The organism is Streptomyces bikiniensis (assembly GCF_000716625.1).
GTDB lineage: Bacteria > Actinomycetota > Actinomycetes > Streptomycetales > Streptomycetaceae > Streptomyces > Streptomyces bikiniensis.
The window spans coordinates 40,639-61,721 of sequence record NZ_JNXJ01000035.1; the positions used below are offsets into that span (position 1 = coordinate 40,639).

The following is a 21,083-nucleotide window of genomic DNA, read 5'->3' on the forward strand; positions in this document are numbered from 1 at the left end:
ACATGCCCACGATTCTCGGCCAGAACCAGTACGGCAAAGCAGAGAACCGCGTCGTCAAGATCACGCGGGACGGCGCCACCCACCACATCAAGGACCTGAACGTCTCCGTCGCCCTCTCCGGCGACCTCAGCGACGTCCACCTCACCGGCTCCAACGCCAACTGCCTCCCCACCGACACGACGAAGAACACCGTCTTCGCGTTCGCCAAGGAGTACGGCATCGAGTCCGCCGAGCAGTTCGGCATCCACCTCGCCCGCCACTTCGTGACGAGCCAGGAGCCGATCAAGCGCGCCCGGATCCGGATCGAGGAGTACGCCTGGGAGCGCATCGCCTCCTCCGACGCCAACTCCAAGTTCATCGGCGCCGACGAGGTCAACCACTCCTTCGCCCGCAAGGGCCAGGAGACCCGCGTCACCCAGATCACCTACGACGGCGAGAAGTGGGAGGTCATCTCCGGCCTCAAGGACCTCGTCGTCATGAACTCCACCAACTCGGAGTTCTGGGGCTACATCAAGGACCAGTACACGACCCTCCAGGAGGCGTACGACCGCATCCTGGCCACCCAGGTGTCCGGCCGGTGGCGGTTCAACTGGACCGACGACGACCAGCGCATGCCCAACTGGGAGCGGTCCTACGAGCAGACCAGGAAGCACATGCTGGAGGCCTTCGCGGAGACCTACTCGTACTCCCTCCAGCAGACGCTCTACCAGATGGCCACCCGGATCATCAACCACCGTTCGGAGATCGACGAGGTCCGCTTCTCGCTCCCGAACAAGCACCACTTCCTGGTCGACCTCGAACCCTTCGGCCTGAAGAACGACAACGAGGTCTACTACGCCGCCGACCGCATGTACGGCCTCATCGAGGCCACCGTCCTGCGTGACGGAGCCACGGCGCAGATCCCGGTCGACATGACCAACCTCTAAGCGGCACCTGAGTGACCGGCCCCCGCCCGCCCGCAGTCGGGCGGGGGCCGCACCAGACCGGAGGGAACCTTCCCATGGCACAGCCTGCACAGGGGCCGGCAACCGCCGAAGGCCCGTGTTCCACCCCCTCGTCCTCCCCGGCCCCCTGCCACCCGGTGGACGAGAAGCTCCCCGCCTCGCGGCTCGTCCCCGCGGCGCTCCAGCACATCGCCGCCATGTACGCCGGCGTCGTCACCCCTCCGCTCATCATCGGCCAGGCCGTCGGCCTCGACGCGGCCGGCATGACCCGGCTCATCGCCGCCAGTCTGCTGATCGCCGGCTGCGCGACCGTCCTGCAGACCCTCGGCGCCGGACGCTTCGCCGGCAACCGGCTCCCGTTCGTCAACGCCGCCTCGTCCGCCGGCATCGCCCCGATGCTCGCCATCGCCGAGACCAGCGCCCCCGGACACCAACTGCCCGCCATCTACGGCGCGGTGATGGTCGCCGGAGTCTTCTGCCTCGCCGTAGGACCCTTCTTCGGCCGGCTCCTGCGCTTCTTCCCGCCGCTCGTCACCGGCGTCGTCATCACCCTCATCGGGGTCACCCTGATGCCCGTGCCCGTCGCCTGGGCCCAGGGCGGGGACCGGACCGCCGCCGACTTCGGCGCCATGCGGTACCTGGCCCTCGCCGGCTTCACCCTCGTCGTCATCCTGCTCTTCCAGCGCTTCGGCAAGGGCTTCGTCAAGCAGATCGCCCTGCTCCTCGGCCTCCTCATCGGCACCCTCGCCGCGATCCCCTTCGGGATGGCCGACTTCGGCGCCCTGCGCGAGGCACCCGTCGCCGCCCTGCCCGCCCCCTTCGCCTTCGGCGCCCCCGAGTTCCAGCCCGCCGCGATCCTCTCCCTGTGCATCGTGATGCTGGTCCTGATGACCGAGTCCAGCGCCGGGATGCTCGCCCTCGGCGAGATCTGCGAGCGGCGCACCGACGGCCGGACCATCACCCGCGGCCTGCGCACCGACGGCATCGCCACCCTCCTCGGCCCCGTCTTCGGCGGCTTCCCGACCTCGGCCTTCGCCCAGAACGTCGGCGTCGTCTCGCTGACCCGGGTCCGCTCCCGGTACGTGGTCGCCACCGCCGGCTGCGCCCTGCTCGTCCTCGGCGCCTTCCCGGTCCTCGGCGCGGTCGTCTCCACGGTCCCGATGCCCGTCCTCGGCGGCGCCGGCATCGTCCTCTTCGGCTCGATCGCGGTCAGCGGCATCCGCACCCTCTCGGAAGCCGGACTCGACGACAGCTCCAACATCATCCTGGTCGCCGTCGCGCTCGGAGCGGGCATCATCCCGCTCGCCGCCCCCACCTTCTACGCCGACTTCCCGGCCTGGGCGCAGACCGTGCTCGGCTCCGGCATCAGCGCGGGCGCGCTCGTCGCCGTCCTGCTCAACCTGTTCTTCCACCATCTCGGCACCCGGAGCCGTCACACGGCCCCGGCACTCAAATCCTCCTAGGGTCCTGCCGTGCCCACACCACCCCCGAGGAATGAAGGAAGCACCGCCATGGCAGCACCTTCGGCAGCCCCCCAACGGATCGTCGTCGAGAACGCGGCGATCGCGACCGTCGACGCGAACGACACCGAGTACGCCTCCGGGTACCTCGTCGTCGCCGACAACAAGATCGAGTCCATCGGCGCCGGCAAGGCCCCCGAGGGCCTGGAGAACGTGGTCCGGCGCATCGACGCCACCGGCCACCTGGTCACGCCCGGCCTGGTCAACACCCACCACCACTTCTACCAGTGGATCACACGCGGCCTGGCCACCGACCACAACCTCTTCAACTGGCTGGTGGCGCTCTACCCGACCTGGGCCCGCATCGACGAGCAGATGGTCCGCGCCGCCGCCCGGGGCTCGCTGGCGATGATGGCCCGCGGCGGCGTCACCACCGCCATGGACCACCACTACGTCTACCCGGTGAACTCCGGCGACCTCTCCGGCGCCATCATCGGAGCCGCCTCCGAGATGGGCGTCCGCTTCACCCTCGCCCGCGGCTCCATGGACCGCAGCGAGAAGGACGGCGGCCTGCCGCCGGACTTCGCCGTCGAGACCACCGAGGGCGCGCTCGCCGCGACCGAGGAGACCGTGAAGCGGTACCACGACGCCTCCTTCGACGCGATGACCCAGGTCGCCGTCGCCCCCTGTTCCCCCTTCTCCATCTCCACCGAGCTGCTCCGCGAGGGCGCGGCGCTCGGCCGCCGGCTGGGCGTGCGCATGCACACCCACGGCTCGGAGACCGTGGAGGAGGAGAAGTTCTGCCACGAGCTCTTCGGCATGGGCCCGACGGACTACTTCGAGTCCACCGGCTTCCTCGGCGAGGACGTGTGGATGGCGCACTGCGTCCACATGAACGACTCCGACATCGCCGCCTTCGCCCGGACGAAGACCGGTGTGGCGCACTGCCCGTCCTCCAACGCGCGCCTCGCCGCCGGCATCGCCCGCGTACCGGACATGCTCGCGGCGGGCGTCCCCGTCGGCCTCGGCGTCGACGGCACCGCCTCCAACGAGTCGGGCGAGCTCCACACCGAGCTGCGCAACGCGCTCCTCATCAACCGCCTCGGCGCCCACCGCGAGGCCGCGCTCAACGCCCGCCAGGCCCTGCGCCTCGGCACCCACGGCGGTGCGCAGGTCCTCGGCCGCGCCGACAGCATCGGCTCCCTCGAAGCCGGCAAGCTCGCCGACTTCGTCCTCTGGAAGATCGACGGCCTCGGCCACTCCACCATCGCCGACCCGGTCACCGCCATCGTCTTCGGCGCGGCGGCCCCGGTCACGGCCTCCTTCGTCAACGGCAGGCAGATCGTCGAGAACGACCGGCTGCTCACCGTCGACGAGGACACCATCGCGCGCGACGCGCGCACGGAGGCGCAGCGCCTGGCCCGCATCGCGGCCCAGGCCTGACCCTCCCCACGGAGTCCGGCCGAGGGGGACGGCCCTCGGCCGGTCGCCGCGGATCCGAGCGGGATCCGCGGCAGCCGACCGGGAGGTGCCGTACGCAGAAGACCTACGGCACCTCCCGGAACGGTGACACCGCCCGCACCCCCACCGGGCACCCCGTCCGCACCCCCACCGGGCACCCCGCCCGCGCCGCCGCCTCCGCGGCCGCACCACCCGGCCTCCCGAGGCCCCTCCCCGCGACGAGCCGCACCTCCCGCACCCCGCACCGCATCGCACCACCTCCCAGACACCCGCGTCGCCGCCGACGTGTAACCGACCGGAGGAACCGCCGTGGCATCCAAGCCCCAGGTTCGCAATGCACAAGACGCAGGCTCCGCCCCCGAAGACCGCGAGAAGCATCCGGTCGACGAGACGCTGCCCCCAGTGAAGATGCTCACCAGCGGTCTCCAGCACGTGGCCGCCATGTACGCGGGCGTCGTCGCGCCGCCCCTGATCGTCGGAGCGGCCGTCGGCCTCTCCGGCACCGAACTCACCTTCCTCACCGGCGCCAGCCTCTTCACCGCCGGCCTCGCCACCTTCCTCCAGACCCTGGGCGTCTGGAAGATCGGCGCCCGCCTGCCGTTCGTCAACGGCGTCACCTTCGCCGGCGTCGCCCCGATGCTCGCGATCGTCGACACCACCGACGACAAGGCCGACGCGCTCCCCGTGATCTTCGGCGCGATCATCGTCGCCGGACTCCTCGGCTTCCTCGCCGCCCCCTGGTTCTCCCGGCTCGTCCGGTTCTTCCCGCCGGTCGTCACCGGCACCGTCATCACCCTCATAGGCGTGTCCCTCCTCCCGGTCGCGTTCGGCTGGGCCCAGGGACCCAACCCCCAGGCGAAGGACTACGGTTCGACGACCTTCCTCTCCCTCGCCGGCATCACCCTCGTCGTCGTCCTGCTCCTGCGCCGCTTCACCCGCGGCTTCCTCAAGCAGATCGCCGTCCTGGTCGGCCTCGTCATCGGCACCCTCATCGCCATCCCGTTCGGCGTCACCGACTTCTCCCCGGTGACCGAGGCGGACATCGTCGGCTTCCCGTCCCCCTTCCACTTCGGCGCCCCGCAGTTCGCCCTCGCCGCGATCATCTCCATGTGCGTGGTCATGCTGGTCTCCATGACCGAGTCGACCGCCGACATGCTGGCGCTCGGCGAGATCGTGGAGCGGCCCGCCGACGAGAAGACCATCGCCGCCGGACTGCGCGCCGACACCCTCGGCTCCGCGATCAGCCCCCTCTTCAACGGCTTCATGTGCAGCGCCTTCGCCCAGAACATCGGCCTGGTCGCCATGACCCGGATCCGCAGCCGCTTCGTCGTCGCCTGCGGCGGCGGCTTCCTGGTCCTCATGGGCCTCTCGCCGGTCGCCGCCTCGCTCATCTCGGTCGTGCCCCGTCCGGTCCTCGGCGGCGCGGGCGTCGTCCTCTTCGGCTCGGTCGCCGCCAGCGGCATCCAGACCCTCGTCAAGGCCGGCCTGGAGAAGGACAACAACGTCCTGATCGTGGCCGTCTCGCTGGCCGTCGGCATCATCCCGATCACGGCGCCGGAGTTCTACCACGCCTTCCCGGAGACCGCGAAGATCATCCTGGACTCCGGCATCTCGACCGGCTGCGTCGCCGCCGTCCTGCTCAACGTGGTCTTCAACCACCTGGGCCGGCGCCGGGACGACGACGAGGTCACCGCGCCGATGGAGCCCGGCGAGGAGATCTCCGGCAGCCGCACCGCGAAGGCGGCGCACGTCCACTGAACCCGCACCCCGTCCCCCCGGCCGCCCCGGCCCCCGCCCCCACGGCGGGGCCCGGGGCCGCCGCGCGCACGGCGCCCCCGGGAACGACCGGGAGCGCCACGGGGACCGGAACCGGCACCGGGACCGGCGCCAGGGCCGGGACCGGGACCGGGAGCGGGGCCAGGAGCGGCATCGGCAACGGAACCGGCACCGGCACCAGGCCCGGGACCGTCGTCCTGATCAACCCCAACACCTCCGCCACCACCACCGCGATGATGACCGCCATCGCCAGGCGCGCCCTGGGACCCGCCCACCCCGTCCGGGGCGTGACCGTCGCCCGGGGGCCGCGCATGCTCACCGACCTCGCCGCGCTGCGCGCCGCCACCCCCGAGGTCCTCGCCGCGGGAGCCGCCGCCACCGCCGGCGGCGGCTGCGCCGCCCTCCTCGTCGCCGCCTTCGGGGACCCGGGCCTGGACGCCCTGCGCGAGGCGACCGGACTCCCCGTGGCCGGCCTCGGCGAGGCGGCGCTCCTGGAAGCGGCCGCCGACGGCGCCCCGTTCGGCATCGCCACCACCACCCCGCTCCTGGCCGACCCCATCACCGCCCGGGTGGCGGAACTCGGGCTCTCCGACCGGTACACGGGCCTGCGGCTCACCGCCGGCGCCCCCGAACGCCTCTCCGCCGACCCGGCGGCGCTCCTCGACCGCCTGGAGCGGGCGGTCCGCGCCTGCGCGGAACGCGACGGGGCCCGCACCGTCGTCATCGGCGGCGGCCCGCTCGGCGAGGCGGCCGAGGAGCTCAGGACCCGGTGCGCGGTCCGGATCGTCGCCCCGATCCCGGCCGCCTGCCGGTCGCTGGCCCGCCTCCTGACGGAGTGACGACGGAAGGCGCCCGCCCCGCTCACCCCTCCACCGCGATCCGGCGCCGGCACTCCCGCGCCAGGGACGGATACGCGGCGCCGATCGCCTCGTACAGGCGCCTGCGCAGCAGCCGTTCGGCCTCGCCGCGTCCGGTTTCGCCGTACAGGCCGTCGAGCAGCGTCTCGTACCGCGCGAGGGCATGCCGCAGATAGCTCACCTGCCACCGTACGAGCGACCCGGCGGGCGCCCCGGCCGTCCGCGCCGTGCCCTTGCCGTCCGGTCCGGGCGCCCCGGCCGTCCGCATCCCAGCCTTGCCGTCCGGTCCGGGCGTCCCCGGGCTCCGGGCCCCCAGCAGGTGCCGGTGGCGGACGGCGCGGCGCTCCAGCTCGGGGCCGGGCAGCCGGGGCACCTCGATCGGCTCCGTGCGGATCGCGGTGAGGACGGCGGCCCGCCGCCGCTCGGCGTACGCCCCGGTGGCCGAGGAGCGGGCCCGCGAGAGCGCCGCCGCCTCGGCGAACTCGGGCGTCCGCTCCACGGTCTCCACCCGGGCGAGCAGATAGAGCCGCACGGGCGCGAGGGACCAGCGGCGCGGGTCGCGCCCCTGCACGTCGGGCGTGCCGAGCAGGTCCCGGACCATCGCGTCGGTCCAGCCGCGCCCGCGCATTCCGGCGAGCGACACATAGGTCGTACGGTCCGTCATGTTTCCCCCAGAACTCGACTACGGAGAGTGACGATCCCAGTGAAGCGCACCCCACTGACAACGCCCCGCCACCGGCACCGCCTCTTCGCCGGCACCGCCTTTTCTTCGGCACCGCCTCTTCATCGACTTCTTCGGCGGCGCCCCTTCATCGACGCCGCCCCCTTGTCGAGCCCGTTCCGACTGTGCGATATAGGTCTGGACCTTTCCCACGGACGGAGGCCGTACCGTGCAACGCCCGTTCCCCCCACGCCGCTCGACCGCCCTGGCGGCGCTCCTCGCGCTCGCCCTCACCGCCTGCTCGGCCGCCGGTGCCGAGCCGAAGGACACCAGCGCCCCCACCGCGCCCACCGGAGTCACCGCCACCTCGGGCAGCTCCACCACCGTGCACGTCATGTGGAGCGCGGCCACCGACGACCGCGCCGTCACCGGCTACGAGGTCCACCTCGACGGCCGCAAGGTCAAGGACCTCCCCGCCACCACCCTCATGACCGACGTCGTCGGCCTCGCCCCGGCCACCCCCCACCGCTTCACCGTCCGCGCCCGCGACGCCGCCGGCAACGCCTCGCCCCCCAGCGCCGCCGTCGCCGCCACCACCCTCCCGGCCGCCGCCAAGGACCGCACGCCCCCCACCGCCCCGACCGGCCTCCGCGCCACCCCCGACGGCAGCCGCGCCGCCACCCTCCGCTGGACCCCGGCCCGGGACGACACCCAGGTCACCGCGTACGACGTCTACCAGGCCGACACCCGCGTCCACACGGTCCCGGGCACCACCACCGGCACCCGTCTCACCGGCCTGCGCCCCGGCACCGCCTACGCGTTCACCGTCCGCGCCCGCGACGCCGCCGAGAACTCCTCCCCGGACAGCAACACGGTCGACCTCACCACCGCCCCGGCCCCCGGCGCACCCCCGAACACCGCCCCCACCGACCTCGCCGCCACCGCCGCGAAGGGCGGCGAGATCACCCTCACCTGGACCCCGCCGAAGACGGGCGCCCCGGTCACCCACCACGAACTCCACCTCAACGGCCGCTTCGCCACCACCATCGTCTGGGGCACCGCACCGCCCCCCGGCCGCGCCACCTACACCTTCCCGGTCACCGACCCCCCGGGCACCCGCTACACCCTCACCCTCCGCGCCCGCCTCCCCGACGGCACCTGGGGCGACTTCTCGGCCCCGAGGACGGTCACCGTGCGCTGAACCCCGGCCCCGAACTGCGGCGACACACCTGCCGCCCGCTCCTTGCAGCCCTGAACCGCCCGCCCGGAACTACCCTGGGAAGCGTGGCCGAGACCGTTCTCACCAACACCGGGCTCGACAGGTTCCTCGAACTCGTCGGCGGAGCGCCCGAGCACCACGACCCCGCGTTCGCGCGGGCCGCCGAGGCGGTGCTCGGGCTCCTCGCGCTCCGAGGGGCCGACCGGGGGACGGGGCTGCCCGAGCCGACGCCCGAGCTGACGCGGCAGCTCCTCGTGGAGGACCTGCCGTCGTTCGTGTACGTGCCGCCCGGCGAGCTCGCGCTCTACCCCGCCGTGCTCGGGGCGCTCGCCGCCCGCTTCGACGGGGACCGCGCCGAGCGGGTCGCCGGAGTGGTCGCGGACGCCGGGACCGACTTCGAACGGGCCATGCACGATCCCGGCAACCTCACCTGGCACCGCTGGTACGCCTCCCTCCTGCACACCTGCGGCGCCGACCTCACCGACGCCGAGGACGTACGGCGCAGGCTCGCCGCCCTCGACGGCGCGCCCCTGCCCGACGGCGTGCGCCGGGCGGACCTCATGGGGCGGACCGCCCTCGCGGACGTCCTGCTCACCGAGGCCCTCACGCGCGCGTACGTACGGGACGCCGAGGCGCCGCCGCCCGTCGGGCCGCTGCTCACGGACCACGCCGTCGCGACCGGCATCGGACGGGTGGCCACCGCCCTCCAGGACCGGTGGACCGCCGCCGGCCTCGCCGAACAGCTCGCCGGCCCCTACGCCCACTACGCCCCCGGGCCCGACGCCTTCCCCCACCTCGTCCTGGCCGACGCCCTCCTGGACGAGCACCTCGACCACCACGGCGACCCCGCCGCTCCCGTGCCCCCGCCGCCCGCGATCGGACCCGGGTCCGCCGAGGAGGACGCGGACGCCCTCCTCGCCGCCGTCGAGGAGCTCGCCGAGGAGGAGTTCGAACCGTACGGGGGCGAGGCCCCGCACCTCCTCTACGTGGTCTACCAGCGCGGCTGCTCCGCCGAGTCCGTCGCCCGCAAGGCCGCCGAGTACGAGGACTGGACCGTCGACCCCGCCCTGGAGGACCTGCCCGTCCCGGTGCCGGACGACGCGCCCGAGGCGTACGCGGTCCCGCCCGTGCCGGAGCTCGTCCGGCTCCTGGGCACCCCGGAGCTGAACGAGGCCGACCGCGCCCGGCTCGAAGGGCCCGCCCGGGACCTGGCCGCCGTCCTCGACCGGCTCGCCGCCACCGGCCTGGTCTTCCGCACCGGCGACGCCTTCGGGCTCACCCCGCGCGGCGCCGGCGCCGTGCGCTACCTGCTCGGCGTGCGCGGGGTCGCCGCGCCCGACGCCGCCGAGGCCGCGGCCTGGCCCGCGCCCGTCCTGGTCGCCGCCGCCGGGAGCTGGCCCGCGCCCGTCGCCGCGCGCGTGCTCGCCGACTGGCTCCACGCGCGCGTGGACACCGCCCACGCCTGGTCCCGACTCCTCGACGCCCTCGGCACCGTCCACGCCGGCACCTCCGAAGCGGCCGCCACCCGGGGGCTCTTCACCGTCCTGGACACCACCACCGCCCCGCCCGGGGCGCTGCGCGCCGCCCTCCGCGACCCGGTGCTCGGCGCGTACGCCCTCCGGGCCCTGGAGGACCGCGGCGAGGAGGCCGACCCGGTCCAGGTGCCGACCTCGGCCCGGGCCCTGCACGTCCTCGACGCGCTGCCCGCCAAGAAGGGGCCCCTGGAGTCCCGCCGCGCCGCCTTCGACGAGACGGCCGCCGCCTGGCCCGGCGGCTCCGCCGCCCTGGTCCGCGCGATGGCCGGGGCCGACCGCCACGAGGCGGAACGCGTCCTCGGACCGCTCGGCATCGCCCTGCCGTGACGCGGGGGAGCGGGAAAAGGGACGGGCCCCGCTCCCGGTGCTGTGCGACACCGGGGCGGGGCCCGTCCTGAACGCCGTCCGACGACTGTGCGGGCAGCCGGATCAGCGGTACGGGGCGACCGTACGACCGAGTCAGCCGACCAGCTGCTCGTACGCCGGGAGGGTCAGGAAGTCCGCGTAGTCCGCGTCGAGGGAGACGTGGAGCAGCAGGTCGTGGGCCTGCTGCCACTTTCCGGCGGTGAAGGCCTCCTCGCCGATCTCGGCGCGGATCGCGGCCAGTTCCTCGGCGGCGACCCGGCGGGCCAGCTCCGGGGTGGCCGTCTCGCCGTTCTCGAAGACGACGCCCGCGTTGATCCACTGCCAGATCTGGGAGCGGGAGATCTCGGCGGTGGCCGCGTCCTCCATCAGGTTGAAGATGGCGACGGCGCCGAGGCCGCGCAGCCACGCCTCGATGTAGCGGATGCCGACCTGGACGGCGTTGCGCAGGCCGTCGTAGGTGGGCTTCGCGTCGAGCGAGTCGATTGCGATCAGGTCGCCGGCCGCGACGGAGACGTCCTCGCGCAGGCGGTCCTTCTGGTTCGGCTTCTCGCCGAGGACGGCGTCGAAGGAGGCCATCGCGATCGGCACCAGGTCGGGGTGGGCGACCCAGGAGCCGTCGAAGCCGTCGCCGGCCTCGCGGTCCTTGTCGGCCTTGACCTTCTCGAACGCGACCTTGTTGACCTCGGCGTCCCTGCGGGACGGGATGAAGGCCGCCATGCCGCCGATCGCGTGCGCGCCGCGCTTGTGGCAGGTGCGCACGAGGAGTTCGGTGTACGCGCGCATGAACGGGGCCGTCATCGTGACCGCGTTGCGGTCCGGCAGGACGAACTTGGCGCCGCCGTCGCGGAAGTTCTTGACGATGGAGAAGAGGTAGTCCCAGCGGCCCGCGTTCAGGCCGGCGGCGTGGTCGCGGAGCTCGTAGAGGATCTCCTCCATCTCGTACGCGGCCGTGATGGTCTCGATGAGGACCGTGGCGCGGACGGTGCCCTGCGGGATGCCGACGTAGTCCTGGGCGAAGACGAAGATCTCGTTCCAGAGGCGGGCCTCCAGGTGCGACTCCGTCTTCGGCAGGTAGAAGTACGGGCCCTTGCCGAGGTCGATCAGGCGCCGGGCGTTGTGGAAGAAGTACAGGCCGAAGTCGACGAGCGCGCCGGGGACGGGCCGTCCCTCGAAGGTGAGGTGGCGCTCCTCCAGGTGCCAGCCGCGCGGCCGCATGACGACCGTGGCCAGCTCCTCGGCGGGCTTGAGGGCGTACGACTTGCCGGAGCGCGGGTCCGTGAAGTCGATGTTCCGGGTGTACGCGTCGATCAGGTTGAGCTGGCCCAGGACCACGTTCTCCCAGGTCGGCGCCGAGGCGTCCTCGAAGTCCGCGAGCCACACCTTCGCGCCGGAGTTGAGCGCGTTGATCGTCATCTTGCGGTCGGTGGGGCCGGTGATCTCGACCCGGCGGTCGTTCAGGGCCGCCGGGGCCGGCGCGACCTTCCAGGAGTCGTCGGCGCGGATCGCGGCGGTCTCCGGGAGGAAGTCCAGGGTGGACGTGCGGGCGATCTCGGCGCGGCGCTCCGCCCGGCGGGCGAGGAGCTCGTCCCGGCGCGGGGTGAACCGGCGGTGCAGTTCGGCGACGAAGGCCAGGGCGGCCTCGGTGAGTACCTCTTCCTGGCGCGGCAGGGGCTCGGCATCGACGACGGCCAGGGGGGACGGCGCTGGTGCGGACATGAACTGTCACTTCCTTCAGCGGACTTCGCGGGCGGTGCCAGGCGGCCGCCGGGCGTCACGGGACGGCACGGAGTGCCACCGGAGCCGAGATACGGCCGCGAGCGCCGTCTGGAGTAGCAGGCGCTTCTGAACAGTGGATACTAGTTTCCTCATGGTGGAAGTTCAATGGTTTGTTGATGTCGAGATTCTCCGGATCGACAGAAAGCGGCGCTCAGTGCCAGGCCGCTCACTCCCGGTCGCCCACCCGGAAGCGCCCCTTCCGCAATGCTCGCTCCGGGCTCACTCCAGGCGTGACAGATCCGCCTCCGTGTCGATGTCGTAGGGCTCCGCCACGTCCGAGCAGTCCACCGGCGTGATCGCGTCCCGGTGCGCCGCCAGGTAGTCCCGCGCGCCCCGGTCGCCCACCGCCGTCTCCGCGACGCCCGCCCAGTGCCCGGCGCCGAACAGCACCGGATGGCCCCGCCGCCCGTCGTACGAGGCCGCCGCGAGCGAGTCCCGCGAGCCGTACGCCGCCCGGACCCGGGCCACCGCCTCCGCCCCGATCCCCGGCTGGTCGACCAGGGACACGAGCGCCGCGTCCACCCCGCGCGGGTCGGCGGCGAGCGACGCGAGCCCGGCCCGGAGCGAGGAGCCCATCCCCGCCTCCCACTCCGGGTTGTCCACCAGGACGCACCCGGGCAGCTCCGCCCGCTCCCGCACGGCGTCCGCCGACGCCCCGAGCACCACGTGCACCACCTCGCACCCGGCCGCCCGCAGCACCCCCACCGCGTGCTCCACCAGGGGGCGGCCCCGATGCGCGAGGAGCGCCTTGGGCCGGCCTCCGAGTCGCCGTCCGCCCCCGGCGGCGAGCAGCAGACCGGCCACGACGGGGGAGCGGTCGGAGGGGAACGGGTCGGTTCGGTCTTCCGGAGTCGTCATGGAGACTGCATACCGCATCCGGACGGAAACACACGGTTGCCCGAATCAGCCTTGCGGGGGGTGGCGCGAGGGGTGGCGAAGGAGTTAACTGGCCCGACTCGCGGCGCCCGACCGCCGTCCGGAGTCGTCCGGAGGGGGCGGTCCGGGGCGTTCCGCGTGCTCGGGGTGTGGAGTGGTGTGGAGTTCTGCGCACGGTGTCGTGCGAGGGGGAGAACCATGTTGCGAAGCGTGGAGCAGAGGCCGGTGGGCATCGAGGGCGTGGACCCCAGGGTGACCGAACTGAGGTCGGCCGTGTCCCGCCTCCGGCGCGAACTCGCCTCGCACCGAGCCGAGTTGACGGACCGGGAGATCGCCGAGGGAGAGCTCGCGGCGCTGGACGCCATGGCGCTCGGCGGCGCTCCGGAGGTACGGCGGCTGCGCCGCTCCCTGCTGATCGTCGCGGGCTGCGTCGGCTCCGTCAGCGCGCTCGCGGACGCCCTCGCGGGGGTCCGCCGGGCCGTCGAGCTGTTCGGCGCGCCGCCGGAGCGCGGTACGGAGAACTGAGGGGTCGTCGAGCGGCGGCCCGGTCCCGGGTGCCTACCGTCTGATCAGCCGCCGGGCCGTCGCCGCCGCCACCGCCGCCGTACGGGAGTCCACGCCCAGCTTCGCGAAGACGTGGACCAGATGGGACTTCACCGTCGCCTGGCTCAGGAACAGCGCCTTGCTGATCTGCGCGTTCGACAGGCCCTCGCCGACCAGTTGGAGCACCTCCAGCTCGCGCTTGGTCAGCGCCTCCGCAGGGGTCCGCATCCGGTCCATCAACCGGTGCGCCACCGCCGGCGCGAGCGCCGACTGCCCGGCCGCCGCCGTCCGCACCGCCGCCGCCAGCTCCTCCGGCGGCGCGTCCTTCAGGAGGTAGCCGCAGGCGCCCGCCTCCACCGCCGCCAGGATGTCCGCGTCCGTGTCGTACGTCGTCAGGACCAGCACCTTCGGCCCGCCCGGCGCCGCCGTGATCGCCGCCGTCGCCTCCGAACCGTGCATCCCCGCGCCGAACTGGAGGTCCATCAGGACCACGTCCACGCCCCCGGCGGCGGCCAGCTCCACCGCGCGCTCGGCGGTGGCGGCCTCCGCGACGACCGCGAAGTCCGGCTCGGTGTCCAGGACCGCGCGCAGGCCCGCCCGTACCACCGGATGGTCGTCGGCGAGCAGAAGGCGGACGGTCATGCGGAACCTCCGGTGGTGGGGGAGCGGTCCTCGGGGGACAGCGGAAGGGAGACGGCGACGGCGGTGCCCTGGCCCGGCGCGGACTCGACGGTGAACGTGCCGCCGAGCGACTCCGCCCGCGACCGCATCGCCGGAAGCCCGAAGCCGCCCTCGGACGAGGGGCGCACGGAACCGGGCTCGAAGCCCTCCCCGTCGTCGACCACGTCCAGGGTCACCGACGCGTCCATGAACGACAGGGTGATCTCCGCGCGCGAGGCCGAGGCGTGCCGCACCGTGTTCGCGAGGGCCGACTGCGCGATCCGCAGCAGCGCCACCTCGTACGGGGTCGGCAGCTCCACCGGCGTCCCGCTCACCGAGAACCGGACCCGGGGGCCCGTCCCCGGCCCGTGCGTACCCGTTCCCGGCCCGTACGGCCCCGCCCCCGGCTCGCACAGGCGTTCCAGGGCCGCCGCCAGCGAGCCGTGCTCCAGGTCCGACGGCGTCAGGGCCCGGACGAAGCGCCGCGCCTCCGCCAGGTTGTCCTGCGCGGCCCGGCGCGCCCGCTCGATGTGCCCGGCGGCGGGGGAGCCCGGCGGCAGCGCCCGCTCGGCCGCCCGCAGCAGCAGCTGGATCGAGGACAGGCCCTGCGCGAGCGTGTCGTGGATCTCCCGCGCGAGCCGTTCCCGCTCGGCCAGCGTCCCCGCGTGCCGCTCCGCCGCCGCCAGCTCCGCCCGCGTCGCGACCAGCTCCTCGATGAGCCGGCGCCGCCGCTCGCTCTCCCGGTACAGCGCCTGGTAGCCGAGGACCGTCGCCACCGCGACCGCCGCGCCGAGCAGCGGACCGATGAAGACCCCCGGGTTGAGCGCGGCGCCGTGCCCCACGTACGAGAGGATCGCCGCGCCCGCCGTGAGCGCCACGGCCGGCAGCGACCAGCGGACGGGCAGCAGGTGCAGCTGGAGGAAGTACAGCGGGAACGCCACCCAGAGCGCCTCCGGCGTCAGCCAGAGCATCACCAGCCAGGACGCGCCCAGGATCCCCAGCCAAGCGCCGGCCGCCCGCCGGGAGGTCCGTACCGCCGGCAGGTACGACCCCGCCGCGTAGACCGCCCCCGTCACCGCCGCCGCCACCGTCCCGGCGGCCGAGTGCGCCCGCACCGCCGCCAGGACGAGCAGGCCCGCCATGAGCAGGTGCAGACAGAGGCGCAGCACGAGCGGGGCGGGGGTGAGGGAGCGACGGGCGGGGCGGCGGGAGGAGGGGTGGAGGGGGGAGTCGGGAGCCATGGTTCCTCCAGGTTAGACAGCGGGCGGGTGACCCGGCTCAACCGAAAGTTCGATTGCGGGGCCATCCGCCGCGCGATGCCCGCGAGGGGGTGCGCGGACCATGCTGGGCGGCATGTTCGTGGCATGGAGAGACATGGGATTCGCCAAGGGGCGGTTCGCCCTCATGGGTGCGGTGGTCGTCCTGATCACCCTGCTCGTGGGGCTGCTGTCCGGGCTGACCGCCGGACTCGCGCGGGAGAACGTCTCCGCGATCACCGGGCTGCCCGCCGACCGGCTGGCCTTCGCGGCGCCGCCGTCCGGGCGTTCGGCCTCCTTCACCGACTCGGCGGTGACGGAGGAACAGTGGCGGGCGTGGGCGCGGCGGCCCGGGGTGACGGACGCGGAGCCGCTCGGCATCCGCACCCTCGGAGCCACCGCGGGCGACCGCACCGCCTCCGTCTCCGCCTTCGGTACGGAGCCGGGGTCCGGGCTCGCGCCCGCGCCCGTCGCCGACGGGAAGGCGGTCCTGTCGGAGCCGGCGGCCGAGGAACTGGGCGCGGACGCCGGGGACACGGTCCGCCTCGGCCCCCTGGAGGTCGTCGTCGCGGCCGTCTCCGGCGACGCCTCGTACAGCCACACCCCCGTCGTGTGGACCTCCCTGGACGACTGGCGGAAGGTCGACCGGAGCGGCACCGCCGCGCGGGAGCAGGCCACCGTCATCGCCCTGCGCGGGGACGGCGGGACCGACTGGGCGGCCGGTGACGCGGCCCTCGGCACCGAGGCGCGGACCGTCGGGGACGCCCTCGCCGCCATCGGCTCCCACCAGGCGGAGAACGGCTCCCTCCAGCTCATGCGCGGCTTCCTCTTCGCGATCTCCGCGCTGGTCATCGGGGCCTTCTTCACCGTCTGGACCATCCAGCGCGCCGGTGACGTCGCCGTCCTCAAGGCGCTCGGCGCCTCCACCCCGTACCTCCTCAAGGACGCCCTCGGGCAGGCCGTCCTCGTGCTCGTCGCGGGCACCCTGCTCGGCACCGGGCTCGCGGTCGGCATCGGCGCCCTGATCGGCGGCGGGGACGTGCCCTTCGTCCTGGAGCCGCTCACCGTCCTCGGTCCGGCCGCCGTCATCGCCGTGCTCGGCGTGCTCGGCGCGACCCTGTCCGTCCGGCGGATCACCGCCGTCGACCCCCTCACGGCCCTGGGCAGCGCCCGGTGAGCCACCCCGCCACGCAAGGCAGCGCCCGATGAACCCCCTCGCCATCCACCGGAGCACCCGATGAGCCTCGTCCTCGACGCCGTCACCCTCACCTATCCCGACGGCGACGGCCGGATCACCGCCCTCGACTCCGTCTCCCTCGCCGTCCCCGCCGGGTCCCTCACGGCGGTCGTCGGACCCTCCGGTTCCGGCAAGTCCAGCCTGCTCGCGGTGGCCGCCACCCTCGTCACCCCGGACCGGGGTCGGGTCCTCGTCGCCGGTACGGACACGGGGGCGCTCACCCCGGCCGGCCGGGCGGAGCTGCGGCGCGAGCACATCGGGATCGTCTTCCAGCAGCCCAACCTGCTGCCCTCGCTGAGCGCGGTGGAGCAGCTGCAGGTGATGGCCCACCTGTCGGGCCGTTCCCCGAAGGCGGTACGGGGCCGGGCCCTGGAACTGCTCGACGCGGTGGGCCTCGCGGACCTGGCCGGACGTCGGCCGCACCGCCTTTCGGGCGGCCAGCGGCAGCGCGTCAACATCGCGCGGGCCCTGGTGAACGAGCCGTCCGTCCTCCTGGTGGACGAGCCGACCAGCGCCCTCGACCACGAGCGGGGGGCGGCGGTCATGGACCTCCTCGCCCGCCTGGCGGGGGAGCGGGGCACGGCGACGGTCCTGGTCACCCACGACCGGACCCATCTGTCCCGGGCGGACCGCACGGTCGCGGTCCGGGACGGGCGGCTCTCGGAGGCCGTACCGGCGTGACGCCGGCCCTTCACGCGCGAGGGCGCCCGGAACCACGGAGGTTCCGGGCGCCCTCGCGCACGAGTGCGGTTCAGGCCTGGCCGTTGCCCGCCGTGTTCGCCAGCGCGGCCGACAGGTCGCGCGCCACTTCCTGGAGGATCGGGACGATCTTCTCCGTGGCCGCCTCGGTGACCCGGCCCGCCGGGCCCGAGATGGAGATGGCGGCGGCGGTGGGGGAGTCCGGCACGGAGACCGCGAGGCAGCGGACCCCTATCTCCTGCTCGTTGTCGTCGACCGCGTACCCCGCCTCGCGGACCGCCACGAGCGCGTCGAGGAAGCCCTCGGGCGTGGTGATCGTCTTCTCGGTCGCGGCCGGCATGCCGGTGCGGGCGAGCAGCGCGCGCACCTCCTCCGGCGGGGTGTGCGCGAGGAGCGCCTTGCCGACGCCGGTCGAGTGCGGCAGGACCCGCCGGCCGACCTCGGTGAACATGCGCATCGAGTGCTTGGACGGCACCTGCGCCACGTACACGATCTCGTCGCCGTCGAGCAGGGCCATGTTCGCGGTCTCGCCGGTCTCCTCGACCAGCCGGGCGAGGTACGGCCGGGCCCAGGTGCCGAGGAGGCGGGCGGCGGACTCGCCGAGCCGGATGAGCCGGGGGCCGAGCGCGTACCGCCGGTTGGGCTGCTGGCGCACGTAGCCGCAGGCGACCAGGGTGCGCATCAGGCGGTGGATGGTGGGGAGCGGCAGCCCGCTGCTGGCGGAGAGCTCGCTCAGCCCGACCTCGCCCCCGGCGTCGGCCATCCGCTCCAGGAGGTCGAAGGCGCGCTCAAGGGACTGGACGCCCCCGCTCGCGGCGGGTTTGGCGGCGTCGGTGGTGCTGGCGCTGGACGTCGGCACGTCACGGTCCTTTCGGGGCGGGCGGGCAAGGCAGCAGCCTACCGGGCCACCGGCCGGGGCACACGGCCCCGGTCCCGGCGTCGGCGCCGGTCAGGGGGTGTTTGTCCGGTGTCGACGGAGGTCCGGAGCGGTCCGGGGCTGCCCCCCCTGTGCGGAGCTACGTTCTACTGTACGAAATTTACATTCCACTTCGTGGAAACATCCAAGGCGGGCCCGATGGCCGCCGATGCTGGAAGTGTGCCCTTGACGACATGTCGTCCGGAAGTGAAGACTCCTTCAACAGTTCGTTGAATTTCTCCGTGGAGACCGCCCCGAGCAGGGACGGCTCCTCCCAGGAGCAGTGGAAGAAGGGGTACGGGTGGACATCGACCTGGTCCTGCGCTCGACGCGCGTCATCACCCCCGAGGGGACGCGCCCGGCGTCGATCGCCGTCTCCGGCGGGACGATCGCGGCCGTGCTGCCCCACGACGCGGAGGTGCCGGCCGGCGCCCGGCTGGAGGACGTCGGCGACGACGTCGTCCTGCCCGGCCTCGTCGACACCCACGTGCACGTGAACGACCCCGGCCGCACCGAGTGGGAGGGCTTCTGGACCGCCACCCGCGCGGCCGCCGCCGGCGGCATCACCACCCTGCTCGACATGCCGCTCAACTCGCTGCCGCCCACCACCACCGTGGAGAACCTGCGCGTCAAGCAGGACGTCGCCCGCGCCAAGGCCCACATCGACGTCGGCTTCTGGGGCGGCGCCCTGCCCGACAACGTCAAGGACCTGCGCCCGCTGCACGACGCCGGCGTCTTCGGCTTCAAGTGCTTCCTGTCGCCCTCCGGCGTCGAGGAGTTCCCCGAGCTCGACCAGGAGCAGCTGGCGACCTCCCTCGCCGAGATCTCCGGCTTCGGCGGCCTGATGATCGTGCACGCCGAGGACCCGCACCACCTCGCCGCCGCGCCCCAGCGGTCAGGCGGCGCGTACGCCGACTTCCTCGCCTCCCGGCCCCGGGACGCCGAGAACACGGCCATCGAGAACCTGATCAACCAGGCCCGCCGGCTCGACGCCCGCGTCCACGTCCTGCACCTCTCCTCCTCCGACGCCCTGCCGGCCCTCGCCGCCGCCAAGGCCGAGGGCGTGAAGGTCACCGTCGAGTCCTGTCCGCACTTCCTCACCCTCACCGCCGAGGAGATCCCGGACGGCGCCACCGAGTTCAAGTGCTGCCCGCCGATCCGCGAGGCCGCCAACCAGGACGCGCTGTGGCAGGGGCTCGCGGACGGCACGATCGACTGCGTCGTCTCCGACCACTCGCCGTCCACCGCCGACCTCAAGACCCCCGACTTCGCCTCCGCCTGGGGCGGGATCTCCTCCCTCCAGCTCGGCCTGCCCGCCGTCTGGACCGAGGCCCGCCGCCGCGGCCACGACCTGACGGACGTCGTCCGCTGGATGTCCACCGGCCCCGCCCGGCTCGCCGGACTCGACCGCAAGGGCGCCATCGAGGCCGGCCGCGACGCCGACTTCGCCGTCCTCGACCCCGAGGCGACCTTCACCGTCGACCCGGCCGAGCTCCAGCACCGCAACCGGATCACCGCCTACGCGGGCCGGACCCTGCACGGCGTCGTCACCTCCACCTGGCTGCGCGGCGAGCGGATCGCCGACCGCGGCGTCCTCGCCGAGCCCTCCGGCCGCCTCCTCGAAAGGAACAACTGACCCGTGAGCACCGGCATACCCTCCTTCACCGGCGACGCCAGCCCCTACGGCGGCGGCGACCCGTACGCCGACTACCGCACGGCCGACTTCCCCTTCACCCAGCACGCGGACCTCGCGGACCGGCGTCTCGGCGCGGGCGTGATCGCGGCCAACGACGAGTTCTTCGCGGAGCGCGAGAACCTGCTCAAGCCCGGTGCCGCCGAGTTCGACCCCGAGCACTTCGGCCACAAGGGCAAGATCATGGACGGCTGGGAGACCCGCCGCCGCCGCGGCGTCTCCGCCCAGGAGCCGCACCCCACCGAGGACGACCACGACTGGGCCCTCGTACGGCTCGGCGCGCCCGGCGTGATCCGCGGCATCGTCGTCGACACCGCCCACTTCCGCGGCAACTACCCGCAGGCCGTCTCCGTCGAGGCCGCGTCCGTCGCCGGCTCGCCCTCGCCCGAGGACCTCCTCGCCGACGACGTGAAGTGGACGGTGCTCGTCCCGCGCACCGCCGTCGGCGGCCACGCCGCCAACGGCTTCGCCGTCGACGTCGAGCAGCGCTTCACGCACCTGCGCGTCAACCAGCACCCCGACGGCGGCATCGCCCGCCTCCGCGTGTACGGAGAGGTCGCCCCCGACCCGGCCTGGCTCGGCGTCCTCGGCACCTTCGACCTCGCGGCCCTGGAGAACGGCGGCCGGGTCGAGGACGCCTCCGACCGCTTCTACTCCCCGGCCACCAACACCATCCAGCCCGGCCGCTCCCACAAGATGGACGACGGCTGGGAGACCCGCCGCCGCCGCGACAAGGGCAACGACTGGATCCGCTACGCCCTGGTCGCCGAGTCCGAGATCCGGGCCGTCGAGATCGACACCGCCTACCTCAAGGGCAACAGCGCCGGCTGGGCCGCCCTCTCCGTCGCGGCCGAGGGCTCCGAGGAGTGGACCGAGGTCCTGCCCCGGACCCGCCTCCAGCCCGACACCAACCACCGCTTCGTCCTGGACGCCCCGGCGGTCGGCTCCCGCGTCCGGATCGACATCTACCCGGACGGCGGCATCTCCCGCCTCCGCCTCTTCGGCTCCCTCACGGAGGCCGGCGCGGCGCGGCTGACCGCCCGCCACCAGGAACTGGGCGGCTGACCTCCCGGGGCGCCCCGCCGACAGGGCGCCCCGGCCCAGCCCCCCGGCCGGGCGACCCGCCCGGCCCCCACGACCCGAGCGGG

18 protein-coding genes are annotated in these 21,083 nt (G+C 73.9%); 12 read left to right on the plus strand and 6 right to left on the minus strand.

Annotation, left to right across the window (positions count from 1 at the left end; all coding sequences use genetic code 11):
• Positions 1–2: 2 nt before the first annotated feature.
• The 5 genes from pucL (at position 3) to OO47_RS24910 (ending at position 6,480) form a co-directional block, all read left to right on the plus strand.
• The gene (gene pucL / locus OO47_RS24890) at positions 3–926 is read left to right on the plus strand and encodes a factor-independent urate hydroxylase (RefSeq protein WP_030219690.1); all 924 of its coding nucleotides are present in this window, start codon (positions 3–5) and stop codon (positions 924–926) included.
• Positions 927–1,000: 74 nt separating this feature from the next.
• Positions 1,001–2,407, plus strand: a complete 1,407-nt coding sequence (locus OO47_RS24895) for a nucleobase:cation symporter-2 family protein (protein WP_030219693.1) — start codon at positions 1,001–1,003, stop codon at positions 2,405–2,407.
• A 48-nt stretch (positions 2,408–2,455) separates the two neighbouring features.
• Positions 2,456–3,847 (plus strand): 8-oxoguanine deaminase, encoded by a 1,392-nt coding sequence (locus tag OO47_RS24900; protein ID WP_030219696.1) that lies wholly within the window; start codon positions 2,456–2,458, stop codon positions 3,845–3,847.
• A 327-nt stretch (positions 3,848–4,174) separates the two neighbouring features.
• Positions 4,175–5,623, plus strand: a complete 1,449-nt coding sequence (locus tag OO47_RS24905; protein WP_030219699.1) for a nucleobase:cation symporter-2 family protein — start codon at positions 4,175–4,177, stop codon at positions 5,621–5,623.
• Between the two features lie 218 nt (positions 5,624–5,841).
• A complete protein-coding gene (locus OO47_RS24910) occupies positions 5,842–6,480 on the plus strand; it encodes an aspartate/glutamate racemase family protein (protein ID WP_267883714.1) in 639 nt (212 codons plus the stop codon).
• A 22-nt stretch (positions 6,481–6,502) separates the two neighbouring features.
• Here the strand turns inward: OO47_RS24910 and OO47_RS24915 are convergent, their stop codons facing one another.
• A complete protein-coding gene (locus OO47_RS24915) occupies positions 6,503–7,162 on the minus strand; it encodes a hypothetical protein (RefSeq protein WP_030219703.1) in 660 nt (219 codons plus the stop codon).
• Positions 7,163–7,388: 226 nt separating this feature from the next.
• Between OO47_RS24915 and OO47_RS24920 the strand changes: the two genes are divergently transcribed.
• The gene (locus OO47_RS24920) at positions 7,389–8,360 is read left to right on the plus strand and encodes a fibronectin type III domain-containing protein (RefSeq protein ID WP_030219707.1); all 972 of its coding nucleotides are present in this window, start codon (positions 7,389–7,391) and stop codon (positions 8,358–8,360) included.
• Positions 8,361–8,443: 83 nt separating this feature from the next.
• Positions 8,444–10,240 (plus strand): hypothetical protein, encoded by a 1,797-nt coding sequence (locus OO47_RS24925; protein ID WP_030219710.1) that lies wholly within the window; start codon positions 8,444–8,446, stop codon positions 10,238–10,240.
• A gap of 132 nt (positions 10,241–10,372) precedes the next feature.
• On the opposite strand, the gene aceB is transcribed toward OO47_RS24925, so the two are convergent.
• Positions 10,373–11,995, minus strand: coding sequence for a malate synthase A (gene aceB, locus OO47_RS24930; RefSeq protein WP_030219714.1), 1,623 nt, complete (start codon positions 11,993–11,995; stop codon positions 10,373–10,375).
• A gap of 279 nt (positions 11,996–12,274) precedes the next feature.
• The gene (locus tag OO47_RS24935) at positions 12,275–12,913 is read right to left on the minus strand and encodes a nucleotidyltransferase family protein (RefSeq protein WP_030219717.1); all 639 of its coding nucleotides are present in this window, start codon (positions 12,911–12,913) and stop codon (positions 12,275–12,277) included.
• Between the two features lie 216 nt (positions 12,914–13,129).
• On the opposite strand from OO47_RS24935, the gene OO47_RS24940 reads away from it, so the two are divergent.
• Complete coding sequence (locus tag OO47_RS24940; RefSeq protein ID WP_030219720.1) at positions 13,130–13,456, plus strand: DUF5955 family protein; 327 nt, start codon at positions 13,130–13,132, stop codon at positions 13,454–13,456.
• A 33-nt stretch (positions 13,457–13,489) separates the two neighbouring features.
• Here OO47_RS24940 and OO47_RS24945 read toward each other — a convergent pair whose 3' ends face one another.
• On the minus strand, positions 13,490–14,116 hold the full coding sequence (locus tag OO47_RS24945; protein WP_030219725.1) for a response regulator: 627 nt from the start codon (positions 14,114–14,116) through the stop codon (positions 13,490–13,492).
• Positions 14,113–15,375, minus strand: a complete 1,263-nt coding sequence (locus tag OO47_RS24950) for a sensor histidine kinase (protein ID WP_078489899.1) — start codon at positions 15,373–15,375, stop codon at positions 14,113–14,115. Before OO47_RS24950 ends, OO47_RS24945 begins: the two co-directional genes overlap by 4 nt.
• A 112-nt stretch (positions 15,376–15,487) precedes the next feature.
• Between OO47_RS24950 and OO47_RS24955 the strand changes: the two genes are divergently transcribed.
• Both OO47_RS24955 and OO47_RS24960 read left to right on the plus strand, forming a co-directional pair.
• A complete protein-coding gene (locus OO47_RS24955; RefSeq protein ID WP_030219728.1) occupies positions 15,488–16,567 on the plus strand; it encodes an ABC transporter permease in 1,080 nt (359 codons plus the stop codon).
• Positions 16,568–16,627: 60 nt separating this feature from the next.
• Positions 16,628–17,308 (plus strand): ABC transporter ATP-binding protein, encoded by a 681-nt coding sequence (locus tag OO47_RS24960; protein WP_030219730.1) that lies wholly within the window; start codon positions 16,628–16,630, stop codon positions 17,306–17,308.
• Positions 17,309–17,378: 70 nt separating this feature from the next.
• On the opposite strand, the gene OO47_RS24965 is transcribed toward OO47_RS24960, so the two are convergent.
• On the minus strand, positions 17,379–18,185 hold the full coding sequence (locus OO47_RS24965) for an IclR family transcriptional regulator (protein ID WP_030219732.1): 807 nt from the start codon (positions 18,183–18,185) through the stop codon (positions 17,379–17,381).
• Between the two features lie 358 nt (positions 18,186–18,543).
• Here OO47_RS24965 and allB point away from each other — a divergent pair, with 358 nt between their 5' ends.
• Both allB and alc read left to right on the plus strand, forming a co-directional pair.
• Positions 18,544–19,878, plus strand: coding sequence for an allantoinase AllB (gene allB, locus OO47_RS24970; RefSeq protein ID WP_030219734.1), 1,335 nt, complete (start codon positions 18,544–18,546; stop codon positions 19,876–19,878).
• Between the two features lie 3 nt (positions 19,879–19,881).
• Entirely contained in the window at positions 19,882–21,000 is a 1,119-nt protein-coding gene (gene alc, locus OO47_RS24975) for an allantoicase (protein WP_030219736.1), read from the plus strand.
• The last annotated feature ends 83 nt before the right edge of the window (positions 21,001–21,083 follow it).

Bases quoted from the DNA above. Each gene is read 5' to 3' on its own strand.
- OO47_RS24960 (WP_030219730.1), top strand. From the start codon at position 16,628: ATGAGCCTCGTCCTCGACGCCGTCACCCTCACCTATCCCGACGGCGAC.
- pucL (WP_030219690.1), top strand. From the start codon at position 3: ATGCCCACGATTCTCGGCCAGAACCAGTACGGCAAAGCAGAGAACCGC.
- OO47_RS24950 (WP_078489899.1), bottom strand. From the start codon at position 15,375: ATGGCTCCCGACTCCCCCCTCCACCCCTCCTCCCGCCGCCCCGCCCGT.
- OO47_RS24945 (WP_030219725.1), bottom strand. From the start codon at position 14,116: ATGACCGTCCGCCTTCTGCTCGCCGACGACCATCCGGTGGTACGGGCG.
- OO47_RS24940 (WP_030219720.1), top strand. From the start codon at position 13,130: ATGTTGCGAAGCGTGGAGCAGAGGCCGGTGGGCATCGAGGGCGTGGAC.
- OO47_RS24915 (WP_030219703.1), bottom strand. From the start codon at position 7,162: ATGACGGACCGTACGACCTATGTGTCGCTCGCCGGAATGCGCGGGCGC.
- aceB (WP_030219714.1), bottom strand. From the start codon at position 11,995: ATGTCCGCACCAGCGCCGTCCCCCCTGGCCGTCGTCGATGCCGAGCCC.
- OO47_RS24955 (WP_030219728.1), top strand. From the start codon at position 15,488: ATGTTCGTGGCATGGAGAGACATGGGATTCGCCAAGGGGCGGTTCGCC.
- OO47_RS24900 (WP_030219696.1), top strand. From the start codon at position 2,456: ATGGCAGCACCTTCGGCAGCCCCCCAACGGATCGTCGTCGAGAACGCG.
- OO47_RS24895 (WP_030219693.1), top strand. From the start codon at position 1,001: ATGGCACAGCCTGCACAGGGGCCGGCAACCGCCGAAGGCCCGTGTTCC.
- OO47_RS24935 (WP_030219717.1), bottom strand. From the start codon at position 12,913: ATGACGACTCCGGAAGACCGAACCGACCCGTTCCCCTCCGACCGCTCC.